The organism is Pelomonas sp. SE-A7, assembly GCF_030345705.1.
Taxonomy (GTDB): domain Bacteria; phylum Pseudomonadota; class Gammaproteobacteria; order Burkholderiales; family Burkholderiaceae_C; genus JAUASW01.
Genome location: NZ_JAUASW010000001.1, coordinates 910256 through 924828, shown reverse-complemented (window position 1 = coordinate 924828; position 14573 = coordinate 910256). Strand labels below are relative to the sequence as shown.

Sequence of the window (14573 nt, the reverse complement as noted above, 5' to 3'; positions counted from 1 at the left end):
AACCTCTTGACTTGAAGTTGACTTCAACTTCTAGAGTCTCGTTCATGGGCCGGAAGGCCGCAACGAGGAATCGCGATGACCCATTCACTCAGCCTGGATTTCGGCATCCGCATCGTCCTGATCGGACTGGGCGCCACGGCCGTCCTGGACCTCTGGCTGTTGCTCCTGAACCGGCTCGGCGTGGCGACCCAGCCGTTCGCGCTGATAGGCCGCTGGGTCGGCCACTTGTGGCGCGGCCGTGTGCACCACCCGGCGATTGCAAAGGCTGAGACTATCCAGGGCGAAGCGCTGCTGGGCTGGCTGACGCATTACGCAGTGGGCGTGGTCTTCGCAGTCCTGCTGGCCGGGGCCGTCGATCCGCAATGGATGAACGCGCCCACGCTGCTGCCGGCTTTTGCCCTTGGTGTTGCCACGGTGCTCGCGCCGTTCTGCCTGATGCAGCCGGCCATGGGCGCCGGCTTCGCTGCCTCGAAGACGCCCACGCCCTGGAAGAACCGGCTCAAGAGCCTGGCCAACCACGCGGTCTTCGGCCTCGGCCTCTTCGTCTCGGCGCTGGCCCTTCAGCAGCTCGCGCCCCTGTTTCCCCAATCCTGAAAGGAGTCCCACCATGAATCCCAAGCAACTCGCGGTGATCTATCACAGCGGCCACGGCCACACCGAGCACATCGCCCGCCAGGTCCAGCTCGGCGCGCAGCAAGCCGGCGATGCCCGGGTCGAGCTGATCAAGGCCGAGAGCCTGATCGCGCGGCCCGACGATCTGCAGGCCTACGACGGCTTCATCCTCGGCTCGCCCACCTACCTCGGCGGCGTGTCGGGCGTGTTCAAGAGCTTCATGGACGCCACCGGCCGGCTGTGGCGCCAGCAGGCGCTGAAAGGCCGGCTGGCGGCGGGCTTCACCGTGTCTTCGCTGCCGGCCGGCGACAAGCAGTCCACGCTTCAGTCCATGTTCACCTTCTGCATGCAGCACGGCATGCTGTGGGTCGGCAACCCCATCCTGCCCGAGCAGCACAGCGGCGTGGCCTATGAGGAAGCGGCCAATCGCCTGGGTTCCTGGTCGGGCCTGATGGCCCAGGCCGGCCATGCTTCTCCGGCCGATTCGTTTGCGCCGGGCGACATCAAGACCGCGCGCATGTTCGGACTGAATTTCGCCGAGACGCTGCGGCGCGTCGGCCAGCCGGCCTGACGGAGGAAACGATGCTGCCCGCCCGATTGGCTCCCTTGCTGTTCAGCCTGATCCTGTCCGGCCTGATGTCGCTGCTGGTGTCGGGCATCTCGACCTGGCGCGCCTTCGGCCTGGGGCCGAATTTCGCCGGCCATTGGAGCTCCGCCTGGCTCAGCGGCTGGCTGTTCGCCTTCCCGGCCGTGATGCTGGTGGCGCCGCTGACCCGACGCCTGGTCGAGCGGCTGACGGTGAAGCGCTAAGCCGGGACAGTTAGGGCGCAGGCTGCGGAGAGAATGCCGCCCCATGTCCCAGCACCCGTCACAGCACCCGGCGCAGCGCCTCCCCGGCCTCGACCTGCTCCGCAGCATCGCCATCCTTTGGGTGATGCTGTTCCATTCCTTCGTGGTCGGCGGCCTGGATGCCGACTGGCAATGGCTGTCGCGCTTCGGCTGGGCCGGGGTGGACATCTTCTTCGTGCTCAGCGGCTTCCTGATCGGTTCGCAGCTCTTGCAACCGCTCGCGCGTGGCGAGCCGCTGGGCTTTGCCGGCTTCTATGCGCGCCGGGCCTGGCGCATCCTGCCGGCCTTTGCCGTCATGCTGCTGCTCTACCAGGTGCCGCAGTTGCGTGAGGAACCCCATATCGAACCTTGGTGGAAGTTCGCCACGTTCACGCTGAACCTGACGATCGACTACGGCCTGAACGCCGCCTTCTCCCATGCCTGGTCGCTGTGCGTGGAGGAGCATTTCTACCTGCTGTTCCCGCTGCTGGCGGCGGGGCTGATGCGCAGGCCCTCGGCGCGCAAGACCGTGGCCCTTTTCGTCGGTCTGGTGCTGCTGGGCATCGCTCTGCGCGCCGGCATCTGGCTGCACGACACCGCGACTCAACCGCAGCGGCCCTGGTTCATCGAAGACCTTTATTACCCCAGCTGGACGCGGCTGGACGGCCTGCTGGTCGGCGTGATGCTGGCCTGCCTGCGGGTGTTCAGGCCGGCCCTGTGGTCGCGGCTGCAAGCGCGGGCCAACCTGGCACTGGTCGCTGGCCTGATCTTGCTCACGCTGGCGCTGCTGCTGTTCCGCGAGCGCACCGGCCTGGCGGCCAATGCCGTCGGTTGGCCGCTGCTGTCGCTGGGCTTCGGCGCCCTGGTGCTGTCGGCCAGCGATACGCGAGGCCTGCTCGGCCGCTGGACCGTTCCGGGTGTCGGCTGGATAGCCACCATCTCCTACAGCCTCTACCTGAGCCACAAGATGGCCATGACCCTGGCCCAGCAGTGGCTGCTGCCCCTGCTGCCGCCGCTGCCCAGCCTGGCGAACTTCGCGATCTATTGCGCGGCGGTCCTGGCCGGCGGCGCCTTGCTGCACTACGGTGTCGAGCGGCCGGGGCTGCACTGGCGCGATGCACGAGCCCGTGCCCGGGCGACCGCGGGGCCGGCCATGACCTTGGGCATGCACTAGGGCCGGAGCTAAGGTGCGGCAGCACCACCCACTCCGCTGATCTCGATGCGCCGCTGCCTGCTTGTCCTGCTGATCTGTACCCTGGCGGCGTTTGGCGCGCAGGCCTCGCCGGTGGCGCCTTGCGATTCAGACAGCCTGCGCCAGGCCGCGCTGGCCGCGCGCGAAGGTCCGGCGGGCCGCTATGGCAGCGGGCTGCAGATGCTGATCGTCGGGCCCTGCGGCGAGGGCTGGGCAGCCCAGCCGCTGCTCTCGGCAAACCCGGCCTTGCTGATTCGGCAGAAGGACGACCTGTACGGCTTCGCCGAACGCCCCGAGCGCCAGATCGCCTTCCGCCGCACAAGCGAAGGCCGTATCGATGCGATGCAGCGGGTGGGCAGCGGTGCCTGGTCGGAGCGGCGCAGCGATTCGGAGCCGGAAGCGCTTGAATGGCTGCTGGCCGGCCAGCCGAGCCAGGCTGCTGCCAAGTTCGTCGCAGCCGATCTGGACGAGGCGGCTGCCCTGGCCACGGCTGTGCTTTCGCGCCTGCCGTCGAAGCGCGCCGCGGTCCTGGCGTTTCTTGAAGAGCTGGCGCCACGCGGCCAAGGCTCGCCGTCCTTGCTGATGGCGCTGGGCGCGGCACGCGCTTCGCAGGGCCGGGTCGAGCCGGCCCACCAGGCCTATTGGGCGGCGGCCAAGCTGGATCCCGGGCGGCCCGGTCTGGCGGCAGGCTTGCGCTTGAGCGGCGCTGGCTACGCAACAGGCGAGGCCCGCTGGCCTTTGCCATTTCCGCTGACGGCGCTGCTGGCTGCGCCGACCGATATCGAGAAAGCCCAGGTCCTGGCCGACTGGAAGGCGCGCAAGATCGAGGTCACCGACGTCCAGGAGCTGGCTCGGCAACCGGCCTTCATGCCAGGCAGCAGTCTGGCCTTGTTGAGCTACCGGATGGCCGGCCAGCGGCAGTACGGCCTGGTCCTGCTGCCCGATCAGGCCGCTCCTGGATGCTGTGCCGTGCTGCTCGACATCAAGGGCACCAGCCCGGACTACGCGCCGCTGGACCTCAGCGGCCTGCGGCCACGCTCGGTGCGCGAGCTGGGGCCGGCCGCCGCCCGTACGCTGATCCTCTTTCCGGGCTTGCGGGGCGAACGCCTGGTGTTCGGCGGCAAGAGCTATGCATCGGAAGGCGACCGCCGCGACGGCTGGGACGGTGCGGCCGACGATGCCCGCGGCCTGCTCAGTGCCGCGCTGAGCCTGTACCCGGCAGGCGACGCCAAGCGCGTCTGCGCCTTCGGCCACAGCCGCGGTGCCACCGTGGCGATGCTGGCGGCGATCCGTGATGCGCGGCTGGGCTGCGTGGCGGCCGAGGCCGGGCCGGTCGATTGGTTCGCCCTGATGGGCGAGGAGGGCTGGCCACTGCAATCGGCCGTGCGCGAGGGCCTGCACCTGGGCTCGCAGCCCGGCCAATTGGGCGGCCAGTTCATCGAACGCTTCCTGGCTCCGGTGCTCGAAGGGCGCTGGTCCTTGCCGGAGGCGCGGCATCGCATGCTGGCGAGCTCGCCGCTGTACTTCGCCGAGCGCCTGCCGCCGCTGCTCGCGGTCTACGGCAGCGACGATGCCTCGGTGCCGGTGGCCAATGGCGAAGCGCTGCGCCGCGCACTGTCCCGTCGCGCTGCGGAGGCGGCGCAGGTGCTGATCCAGCCCGCTCTCGGCCATGACCTGGATCCGGTGGCCACGCCGGCCGCGGCCGGTGCCTTCTTGCGTAGCCGGCTGGGACTCTAAACCGATAGCCAGGCGGCGGCCCCGCGGCTGCAGGTGCTGATGACGGCGCAAAGCCTTGATGCTTGCATAAAATCGATAGTTCCAATAAAGTCGAAGCATGGATGAAATCGAAGCCGTCAAAGCACTGGCCGCGCTGGCCCAGCCACTGCGCCTGCAGGTGTTTCGGGCCCTGGTCGTCGTCGGCGAAGCGGGTCTGACGCCGGGGGCGATCCAGGAGGGCCTGGGCGTTCCGGCCGCCACCTTGTCCTTCCACCTGAAGGAGCTGGTCAACGCCGGCCTGGTCACCCAGGAACGCGCCAGCCGCAACCTGATCTACCGGGCGGCCTATGAGCGGATGAACGGCCTGCTCGCCTACCTGACCGAGAACTGCTGCCAGGGCCAGGCCTGCGAGGCCGCACCCGATGGCGGCAAGTCGTGCTGCTGAACCCACCAAGGAGACCGCCATGAAACGCTTCCATGTCCACGCCCACGTCGAAGACCTGCAGGCCAGCATCGCCTTCTATTCCGCTCTGTTCGGCGCAGTGCCGACGCGGCACGAGGCCGACTACGCCAAGTGGATGCTGGATGATCCGCGCATCAACTTCGCAATCTCCACGCGCGGTGGCAAGCCGGGCGTCGATCACCTGGGACTGCAGGCCGACGACGAGCAGGAGCTGGCCGAGCTGAAGGCCCGCGCCCGGGCGGCAGATCTGGCCCTGCAGGACGAAGGCGAAACCACCTGCTGCTATGCCCGCAGCGACAAGTACTGGCTGACCGACCCGCAGGGCATCGCCTGGGAGCAGTTCCATACGCTGAGTGACGTGCCGGTCTACAGCGAATCCCGCGTCGAGAAGGCTGAAGCCGGATCGGCCTGCTGTGCGGCCGCTTCCCAATCGGCGACCAAGGCCTGCTGCTGACCATGAGATTCAACGTTCTGATCCTCTGCACCCACAACTCCGCCCGCAGCGTGCTGGCCGAAGGCATGCTCAACCACCTGGCGCGCAAAGCGGGCAAGGCGGTGCGAGCCTTCAGCGCTGGCAGCGCGCCGAGCGGCCGGCTCAATCCGTTCGCGCTGGAGGCGTTGACGAAAGCCGGCGTGGACATCGACGGCTACCGCAGCAAGAGCTGGGACGAGTTCACCGGCGCCGAGGCGCCGCCGCTGTCCCTGGTCATCACCGTCTGCGACAGCGCCGCGGCCGAGCAATGCCCGGTGTTCTTTGGCGGCCAGGGCCAGCCGGTCAAGGTCCACTGGGGCTATCCAGATCCTTCGAATGCCGAGGGCGGTGACGAGGGCAAACGGCGGGCCTTCGAGCTCACCCGCCAGGCCATCGGCTACCGGATGCTGCAGTTGCTTGAGCTGCCGCTGGAGCGTCTGACGCCGGCCGAGCTGCGGCAGGCCCTGGTCGAGATAGCGCAGAGCTGAGGGACGCTGCGATGACGAAGATTTCTCTGCAGCGCCGGCTGGCGGCCGAGCTGCTGGGCACGGCCCTGCTGTTGGCGGTGGTGATCGGCTCGGGCGTGATGGCCGAGCGATTGAGCGGCGGCAATGTCGCCCTGGCCTTGTTGGCCAACACCTTGGCGACCGTGGGCGGGCTCTATGTGCTGATCGAGGTCTTCGGGCCGGTCAGCGGCGCGCATTTCAATCCGGCGGTCAGCGCCGTCATGGCCTGGCGTGGCGAGTTGTCGCGGTCTGCCTTGCTGCCCTATCTGCTGGCGCAGCTGATCGGCGCGGTGCTGGGGGCCTGGCTGGCCCATGCGATGTTCGAGCTGCCGCTCGCGCAGTTCTCGACCAAGCTGCGTGCAGGACAGGGGCAATGGATCGCCGAGGGCGTAGCCACCTTCGGCCTCTTGCTGGTGATCCTGCGCGCGCCGGCCGGCCGTGCAGCGGCCATGGTGGCGGCCTACATTGGCGCGGCCTACTGGTTCACCGCCTCGACCTCGTTCGCCAATCCGGCCGCGGTGGTCGGCCGGATGTTCAGCGACAGCTTCGCCGGCATTGCACCGGCCAGCGCGCCGGCCTTCATCGTGGCGGAACTGCTGGGCGCGATCCTGGCCTTGGGGGTGGATCGCTGGTTCAGCGCATCAGCGCCTGATACGTCAGCGCCTTGACTCGCAGGTGCAGGGTGCTGGTGCCCGCCGGTTTCAGCTGGGTCATCATCAGGATGATCAGCCGCTCCTTGGGGTCGACCGTGTACTGCGGGAAATAGGCGCTGCCCCAACCGAAAGCGCCTTCGCTGCCCAGGTCGCCGAAGGCGCCGGGCTTGCCGTTGACCCAGAAGCCCACGCCGAAGCCGTCGGCATCCATGGAGCCGGCCTTGCGGTAGAGATCGTCCGAATGGTTGGCCGTCATCAGTTCCACGGTCTTGGGCGCCAGCAGACGCTGGCCGTCCAGCTCGCCCTTGTTCAGGAGCATCTGCAGGAAGCGGGTGTAGTCGGCCGTGGTCGAGAGCATGCCGGCGCCGCCCGAGACCAGCTTGCGCGGGCCATGGATGAAGTCGCTCTTGCCGGCGGTCTCCATCAGCTTGAGCTGGCCGTTCTCGAGGCCGTAGACATTGGCCAGCCGCGCCGCCTTCTCCGGCGGCAGCCAGAAATGCGTGTCGACCATGGCCAGCGGATCGGTGATGCGTTGCTTGATGAAGCGGTCCAGCGGCATGCCGGACACCACCTCGACCAGGCGACCCAGCACGTCGGTGGCATAGCCGTAGATCCACTGCTCGCCGGGATGGGACTGCAGGGGCAGGGCGGCCAGGCGATCGGTCCATTGCTCCAGCGTCTCGTCCTTGCCGAGGATGTACCAGTCGGTCATGCCGGCCTGCTTGTAGGCCGCCGCGGCCGGGCCGCCGCCGTAGCTCATGCCGGCCGTGTGGCGCAGCAGGTCGCGGATGGTCAAGGCCCGCCGGGGCTTCTCCAGCAGATAAGGCTGGTCCGACCCGGCCGGCGCCGGCACGGCCACCTGCACCTTGGCAAAGGACGGGATGTACTTGGCGACCGGGTCCTTGAGCAGGAAGCGGCCTTCCTCGTACAGCATCATGGCAGCCACCGAGGTCAGGGCCTTGCTCATCGAGGCGATGCGGAAGATCGCATCTGTGCGCATGGCCTTGCCGTTCTCGATGTCCTGCTGGCCGAAGGCCTTGAACACCACCGGCTTGCCGTCGCGGGCCACATACATCACGGCACCGGCCAGCTGCTTCTGCGCGATCTGCTCCTCGATGGCGGCATCCAGGCGCTTGAGCCGCTCGGGCGAGAAGCCGGCGGCGTTGACCGTGGAAGCAGGCGCCTTCTTGCTCGGCGCTTCCGCTGTGGCAAGACCTGGCCCCAGGGCCAGCAGGGTAATCGACAGGGCGGAGAGCAGAAGCTTGTTCTTCATCGTCAGTCGCCCAGCGGGCGCAGATTTGTGAATCCAGGGCTGGGCGCGATTCTGAACGACTCGGGCGCTGGCGGCTTGGCCGGGTCTATGGAACCCAGGTCGTCGCGCAACTGGGCCGCCACCGGCACGCCGGCCTGCTTCAAACCCAAGGCCACCAGGCGGGCCAACTGGTAGCTGCCGTAGTTGTTGTGGTGGGTGTTGTCGAGCTTGCCGCTGTTCATCGGATGGGCCAGCTGGGTCCGCTCGACGCCCAGGCTCTCGTACATGGTCTTGCTCATCGCGTTCAGGTCGATGAAGGCGGCCTTCATCTCGACGGCGACTTCACGCGCCGCATTGGCGTACTCGATCAGGCTGGGCTTGATGCGGCCCTGCTCATCGAAGCCACGGCGCTCCATGGACGACATCACCACGGGCACGCCGCCGCGCTCGCGCACGGCCTGCACATGGCGGCGCAACTCGGCCTGATAGGTGGACGCATTGCCGCTGCCATCGCGCTGCTGCTTCTGGTCGTTGTGGCCGAACTGCAGGAGCACGGTGTCGCCGGGCTTCAGAGCGGACAGGATCTTGTCCAGCCGGCGCCGCGCAAGCGAATCGCGGTAGGTCTCGCCGGACTCCGCATGGTTGGCCACGGCCACGGTCGGCTTGAACAGCGCGGTCAGCATCTGACCCCAGCTGGCATAGGGCTCCTGCGACTGGTCGGCCACAGTGGAGTCGCCGAGCAGGAAGACCGTGGGCAGCTCGACCTTTTCGATCAAGAGGCGGCGCAGGGCCGGGGCCGGGCCGTTGATCTCCAGCGACAGCCGGCCGTCCCAGGCCCAGGCTTCCTCCACCGTCTCGCGCGGCGCCTTCAGCGCGACCACGCCCTCGGCGACGCTGCTGACCGCCGGAATCCGCGGCGTGCGGACGTTGACGATGAAGCTGCGCTCGCCGCGGCCGCCGGCCGGCAACTGCACAGCGTCCAGCATCAGCCGGCGCAGCTCGGCCTTGACCGTGGTGTCGCTGGCCTGCTCGCCGCCCAGCGTCGCCGTGACGCGGTAATTGCCTTCAGTCAGATCGACCGAGAAGAAGAAAGGCTGGCCCGCCGCATTGCGCGGGGCACTGGCTTCGTAGCCATGGCCGCGTTCCTTGCTGTAGACCAGCTCGGGCGTGATCCGAACATCAGCGGCCGCGCAGGGCGTGGCGAAGCAGAAGGCGCGCGGCGCTTCAGCCGCCATCGAAGAAGCTGCAGCGCAAACGAGAAGGGCCGAGCCCAGCAAACCGGCTCTCATGCTCAGCCCGGCAGGTGCTCGCCCACCAGGGCCAGGTTCTGTATCGCCGCCAGGCCCCATTGCGCCGTGTCGTTGGTGCTGACCCAGGCCGCCTCGTCCACAGGATTCAAGACGGCCGGACCGGCGATGCGCTGCGTCTTGGTCGGCTTGGCGCCAAAGCGATCGTCGCCCAGGAACTCGCGCCAGGCGCGCGCGGCCAAGGTCTTGTCGCCCTTCTTGCGAGCGGCAAAGGCGGTGAGCCGCGAATGGCCCACGCTCAGCACCGGGCTGCCGCCATGGGCAGCGCCCAGCACGCGGGCCTGCTCCTCCTTGCCGGCGTTGTAGAGCTCGCAGTACTGCAGCCAGGCCTGCTGGAAGGCGGGCACCTCGATCAGTTCGACCAGCTCGGCCAGAATCTCGACCGCGCCGAACACCGCGTTCAGATGGCTGGCTGCGACCGCCTTGCCATTGATGTTGTGCAGCGCGCCCTCGTTACCGCCTTCGGGCTCGTAGCCGGCCGGGCTGGCGCTGAAGAAGCCGTAGGGCATGCCGGCAATGCCTTCCATGCCGCGCAGGATCTTGCTGCGCCAGCGATTGCTGCCGGTGCGCTCCCACTCGGTCAGCCAGTTGGCCACCAGCGAGCACCAGTCGGTGCCGAAGCCTATGCGCGAGGGGTAGTCGCCCTTGGGCGGCTTGGCGGTGATCTTGCGGATCGGGTCCACCTCGTTGAGCTTGCGGTCCACCTCCAGCAGCTCGCGCATCACGTCGCCGACCCGCTCGTCGGCGGTCAGGTAGTAGTAGAAGCGCCGATAGGCCGAGGTGGAGATGCGCACCTGCTTGGCGCTGCAACCCCAGTGCTGCACGTTGTGCCGCGTGCCCAGGCCCTGGAAGCGGCCCGCATGGTAGATGTCCACCTCGCTGGTGTGGCGCACCATGGCCTCGGCGAACCGGAAGATGTCGGCGCGGCCGCTGCGCAGGAAGGCATACCAGAGCCAGAGGTCGGGCGAGAGCTCGGAGTTGTCCCAGGCAAAGCCACCCACGTCGTAGCGCCATTCATGGCGGTCGCTGTCGTAGGTGTGGCGGATGTCGCCGTAGTCCCAGAAGCCGTACCAGTGGCGCTGCTCGACCTCCTTGGCATAGAAGCCGAACAGGAAATCCAGCTTGTCCTCGATCCTGGCGCGGGCCGGCGTCGAACGGTCGGGCAGGCTCCAGAGCCTGCCGAACACGCCGGCCTGCAGCAGCCGCTCGGGCGAGGCCACCAGCTGCGGCGGGGTCTGCACGGCCTTGGCCATCTCGACCTGCCGCTCGCGCGTCGGGGTGGCCTCGACGGCCCAGAGCGTGATCTCGCTGGAGCGGGCGATGCCCAGCGGCGTGCCGAAGCCCTTCTCGTAGTCCTCGTAGGTCACCTCGAGGCCTTCGAGCTCCTGCTCATGGGTCTCCATGCCCAGGCCGTCGTGATAGAAGCGCAGGTCCATGGCCGGCGCCTCGGGCGAATGCATCCAGACCGTGACCTCGGCCGCCTCGCCGACGGCGTTGCGGATGTCCAGCTGGGTCGGATGGCGCTGCCAGAAGTCGCGCAGGCCGAAGACCACGCCGCCGCTGGCGCCGCCTATGTAGCCACTGCCCGGCGCGCGATGGCCCCAGGCCGCCGGAATCCAGCCATGGCCGGCCTTGGTGCGCTTCCTGATCTGGAAGCCGTCGGCCGACAGCTGGCCCAAGGAATAGTCTCCCCAGGCCGGGATGCGGTGGTGCAGCTTGCGCACCTGGGCGCCCCATTGCTCCAGCGGCGGGCAGGCCTGGCCGGCCAGCTGGGCGGCGCGCACCGCGGCGCCGGGGTCGCGGCGCAGGCCGGTGAGGTTGCGCACGCCCTCGGCCCACAAGCCTCCGTTCTCGCCGGCAATGCGCACATGGCGGTCGTGCAAGGCGTCGCGCATGGGAACCTCGAAGCGCAGGCCAATGCCGCGCAGGAAGTCCTTGTGCTCGTCGCCATCGAAGACGAAGGTGTGCATCACCCGCACCGACTCGGCGCCGGCATAGAAGTACAGCCGCACGCTGAACGGCAGCCAGCCGCGGCCTTGGGACTTGTGCTCGCCTTCGATCTTGACGACGGCCCGCACCGGCCCGCGCTGCTCGACCGTGAGCTTGCGGATCGCGCTCCTGAACTGGGTCTGGCGAACGGCGCCGGACTCGCTGTCGGGCTGGTCGTCGGTCTGGGCGATCAAATGACAGGCCCGCAGGATCTGCTTGCCGCCGCGCTCGATGCTGCGGATCAGCTGCTCGCCGCTGCGCGGCAGCACGGCGCGTATCAGGCCGGTGTCTATGCTGACCGTGTCGGCTTCTTCCTTGACGACCACGGCCTGCTTGGGCGCGGCGGGCGTTCCCGGCTCGACCTTCAGGCCCTGGCCCAGCGGCACGCCGGCCGGCATGGCGTGGGCGGTCCACTTGAGCGAACCGTCCGGCCAGTAGGCCAGTGGCCAGCTCTGCAGGGGCAAGACCTGGCCCTGCCCATCGCGCAGCAGGAAGTCCTGCTTGCGGTCCTTGACCCGACCGCGCGGCCAGGGCAGGCCCAGGGTCTGGCCCAGCTGCAAAGCGGGCGGTTCGGCGTCCAGCCAGCGCAAGCTCGAAGGGTCGCCGGTGGCAGGTGCCGCCTCGGAAGCCGTTGAGGAAGCGGCCAGCGGCGCTAGCGGCAGGGCGGCGGCACTGCTCATGAAGAAGCCGCGGCGGGTCAATTCAGACATGGCAATCCCCAGGGGTTTGCTAAGACAGGTAGCAGGCAGGGCGTGGGCAGCCAGCTTTCAGCGGCCGCGCCCCCACAGCGTGGAATAGCGCCAGCCGGTCAGGTCCTCGACCACCTGGCGGTTGTTCTCGGATTCGGCATCGACCGCGCCGCTGCGCAGCCGCTCGACCTCGTGCACCAGCACCGCATGGGTGGAGGCATTGAGCCGGAACGACCAGGCGGCCAGCAGGCCCAGGCCCATGACGACCAGCGGGCCCAGCACCATCAAGAGCGTGATGGTCTGTATCGCCTCGGGCGTCTGCTGGATGACCTGGCCCGGATGCAGCTTGGGCGAGACATAGCCGCCCAGCTCGATGATCCAGCCGCTGGCGATGATGGCGCCGGACTGGGCCAGCTTGCGCACCAGGGTCATCACGCCGGCGAAGATGCCTTCGCGGCGCTGGCCGGTCACGGCCTCGTCGATGTCGGGCAGGTAGTTGTAGACCGACCAGGGCACGAAGTTCAGCGTGCCGCGGCCCAGGCCCGCCAGGATGATGGGCACGAACAGCCAGAACAGCAGCGAAGCGCTGAAGCCTGCGCGCGTCGGATCGAAGGCCGCAAAGATGTTGGGGCCCAGGGTCTGCATGCCGGCCGCAAAGCCCTCGGGCCGCACGAGGAAGAACAGCAGGTACAGCCCCAGGGCCGCGCCGAACAGCGAGATCGCGATGCGGTAGGCCAGGGTCGGGCCGGTGCGGATGACGATTTGAATCGCCACCATCACCGAGATCAGCTGGGCCGCATACATCAGCGTCATCAGCTGCGAGATCACCAGCGTGGCGCCGGCCAGCACCGTGGCCACGAAGATGGGGAAGGCGGTGTTGAAGATGTCCTGCGACAGATAGCCACCGAGGTAGAGGCTCAGGTGCTGGCGGAAGGCGCGGATGCGCAGCGTGGAGAACAGGTCGCGGAACATCTTGCCCGGGATCTGCATCAGCACCCGCAGCTTGACGCCGCCATAGGTCTGCGACTTGGCCGACAGCTCGGCCGGGCCATAAGGCCGCTCCCAGCTGGTCAGCACCACGATCAGCACCACCAGCGAGAACAGGCCGCCGAAGATGGCCGCCATCACGAAGAAGGTCTCGGGCGAGTCCTTGCTGCCCAGTTGGTTGATGATCAGCGTGGGCAGGTAGGAGGCCAGGATGGCCGAGCTCTGGGCCACGATCATGCGGGCGCCGGCGAACTTGGCCTTCTCCTTGTAGTCGGTGCTCATCTCGGCCGCCAAGGTTTCCCAGGGGATGAGAAACATGGTGTAGAGCAGCTCGAAGAAGATGAAGCAGAACAGGTAGTAGTAGAAGCCGTGGCCGGTGCGGAAGATCAGCGCGAAGCTGGGCAGCAGCGGGATGGTGATCAAAAGGAACAGCTTGCGCCGGCCTATCTTGTGGCCTATCCAGGTGTGGCGCAGGTTGTCCGACACGTAGCCGATCAGCGGGCAGGTGATCGCTTCCAGCAGCCGCGGCAGGCCCAGGATCAGGCCCGACTCTACGGCGCTGAGGCCGCAGAAGGTGGTGAAGAAATAGAACAGCCAGCCGGTGATCACTGCCTGAGCGCCGGCGCCCAGCATGTCGCCCGAGCCCCAGCCCCAGTAGTTGACCCAGCTGGGGATGCGCACGCGCTTGGCGCTGGTCTTCTTGTTGTCTCCGCTCATTGCTTTTCTTCTTCTCGTTTCGTCAGATGAAGCGGTACATCAGCTCGCCCATGGTCAGCAGGGCCATGGCCTGGCCGAAGGGCATCGAGGTCAGCGGTATGTCCTTGTATTCCTGGAGGCTGTTGAACACCGGCGTGCCGAAGCTGACTTGCGTCAGCTCGCCGGCCGCATTGATCTTGGCGCGCACGGCCAGCGCGGCCTTGAGGCCCAGGGCCTCGTAGTCCTTGGCGAGGTAGCCCTTGCGCACCGCCTTCAGGATGCCGTAGGCAAAGCCGGCCGAGGCGGCGGCCTCTTCATACGAAGTCGGGTCGTCGAGCAGAGTGCGCCAAAGGCCCGATTCGGCCTGGCAGGCCGCCAGCGCCTTGACCTGCGCCTCCAGCGTATCGATCAGGTAGGTGCGCAGCGCATCGCCGGGCTTCAGGTCCAGCAGCTCGATGAACTCGGGGATCACGATGGTGACCCAGCTGTTCCCGCGCGCCCACAGCGCATTGGCGAAGTTGTGGCGGCCCTCGAAGCTCCAGCCGTGGAACCACAGGCCGGTCTTGCGGTCGGCCAGGTACTTGATGTGGACCAGGAACTGGCGCTTGGCCTCCTCCACATACTCCGGCCGGTTCAGCAGCAGGCCGATCTTGGCCAGCGGCAGCACCGACATCATCAGGGTGTCGTCCCACAGCTGCTGGTGGTTCACGCTGTTGTAGACGATGTGCTGGAAGCCGCCTTCCTCGGTGCGCGGCAGGCCTTGCATCACCCACTGGCCCCAGACGTCCAGGTAGGGCAGGTAGGTGCGGTCGCCGTTGCGCTCGTAGAGGTGGGCCAGGGTCAGGAAGGGCGCCACGGTATTGATGTTGCGCGAGGGCGTGCCTTCCTTGAATCGGGCCTCGAACCAGCTGGTCATGATCTGCCAGGCGCGCGGGTCGCCGGTCATCTCCCAGACCTTGTAGACGCCGTACAGGCCCACGCCATGGGTCCATTCCCAGCCGTTCCAGCCCTTGGTGTCCAGCACCCGGCCGTCGTCCAGGCGCAGCAGGAACTTGCCGTCCTCGTCACGGATGTTGACCAGGTTGTCGATCAGGCGGCGGATGGCGCCGAGGATGTCCTCGCGGTCCGCGCCCAGGCCGGCCGTGTGATGGGCCAGCAGCGGATGGATGCGGGAGGAATCGACGGGCTGGAGGATTTGCTGCTGGGTCATG

General features: G+C 67.9%; 14 protein-coding genes. 9 read left to right on the top strand and 5 right to left on the bottom strand.

Features of this window, described 5'->3' with window-relative positions; translation table 11 throughout:
• Nucleotides 1-75: 75 nt before the first annotated feature.
• The 9 genes from QT382_RS04060 to QT382_RS04020 all read left to right on the top strand — a co-directional run bounded on the left by QT382_RS04060 (nt 76) and on the right by QT382_RS04020 (nt 6457).
• On the top strand, nt 76-594 hold the full coding sequence (locus QT382_RS04060) for a DUF2938 domain-containing protein (protein ID WP_289252762.1): 519 nt from the start codon (nt 76-78) through the stop codon (nt 592-594).
• Nucleotides 595-607: 13 nt separating this feature from the next.
• Nucleotides 608-1183: a flavodoxin family protein gene (locus QT382_RS04055; RefSeq protein ID WP_289252761.1), complete on the top strand. Its 576-nt coding sequence runs from the start codon at nt 608-610 to the stop codon at nt 1181-1183.
• A gap of 11 nt (nt 1184-1194) precedes the next feature.
• Nucleotides 1195-1422 (top strand): DUF2798 domain-containing protein, encoded by a 228-nt coding sequence (locus tag QT382_RS04050; protein ID WP_289252760.1) that lies wholly within the window; start codon nt 1195-1197, stop codon nt 1420-1422.
• 43 nt (nt 1423-1465) lie between these two features.
• The gene (locus tag QT382_RS04045) at nt 1466-2614 is read left to right on the top strand and encodes an acyltransferase family protein (RefSeq protein WP_289252759.1); all 1149 of its coding nucleotides are present in this window, start codon (nt 1466-1468) and stop codon (nt 2612-2614) included.
• Nucleotides 2615-2659: 45 nt separating this feature from the next.
• Nucleotides 2660-4369, top strand: coding sequence for an alpha/beta hydrolase family protein (locus QT382_RS04040; protein WP_289252758.1), 1710 nt, complete (start codon nt 2660-2662; stop codon nt 4367-4369).
• A 97-nt stretch (nt 4370-4466) separates the two neighbouring features.
• Complete coding sequence (locus tag QT382_RS04035) at nt 4467-4793, top strand: ArsR/SmtB family transcription factor (RefSeq protein WP_289252757.1); 327 nt, start codon at nt 4467-4469, stop codon at nt 4791-4793.
• Between the two features lie 19 nt (nt 4794-4812).
• Nucleotides 4813-5265, top strand: coding sequence for an ArsI/CadI family heavy metal resistance metalloenzyme (locus QT382_RS04030; protein ID WP_289252756.1), 453 nt, complete (start codon nt 4813-4815; stop codon nt 5263-5265).
• Between the two features lie 2 nt (nt 5266-5267).
• Complete coding sequence (locus tag QT382_RS04025) at nt 5268-5771, top strand: arsenate reductase ArsC (RefSeq protein ID WP_289252755.1); 504 nt, start codon at nt 5268-5270, stop codon at nt 5769-5771.
• Nucleotides 5772-5782: 11 nt separating this feature from the next.
• Nucleotides 5783-6457, top strand: coding sequence for an aquaporin (locus QT382_RS04020; protein ID WP_289252754.1), 675 nt, complete (start codon nt 5783-5785; stop codon nt 6455-6457).
• Here QT382_RS04020 and QT382_RS04015 read toward each other — a convergent pair.
• Genes QT382_RS04015 through bglB form a run of 5 tightly spaced genes read right to left on the bottom strand, consistent with a single transcriptional unit; the run spans nt 6423 to nt 14572 of the window.
• Entirely contained in the window at nt 6423-7715 is a 1293-nt protein-coding gene (locus QT382_RS04015) for a serine hydrolase domain-containing protein (RefSeq protein ID WP_289252753.1), read from the bottom strand. The two genes, QT382_RS04020 and QT382_RS04015, sit on opposite strands and share 35 nt — an antisense overlap.
• A gap of 2 nt (nt 7716-7717) precedes the next feature.
• Entirely contained in the window at nt 7718-8929 is a 1212-nt protein-coding gene (locus QT382_RS04010) for a rhamnogalacturonan acetylesterase (RefSeq protein WP_289252752.1), read from the bottom strand.
• A gap of 56 nt (nt 8930-8985) precedes the next feature.
• Complete coding sequence (locus QT382_RS04005; protein ID WP_289252751.1) at nt 8986-11700, bottom strand: exo-rhamnogalacturonan lyase family protein; 2715 nt, start codon at nt 11698-11700, stop codon at nt 8986-8988.
• 57 nt (nt 11701-11757) lie between these two features.
• Nucleotides 11758-13383 (bottom strand): MFS transporter, encoded by a 1626-nt coding sequence (locus tag QT382_RS04000; protein WP_289252750.1) that lies wholly within the window; start codon nt 13381-13383, stop codon nt 11758-11760.
• A 22-nt stretch (nt 13384-13405) separates the two neighbouring features.
• Nucleotides 13406-14572, bottom strand: coding sequence for a beta-galactosidase BglB (bglB, locus tag QT382_RS03995; protein WP_289252749.1), 1167 nt, complete (start codon nt 14570-14572; stop codon nt 13406-13408).
• Nucleotide 14573: the final 1 nt, after the last annotated feature.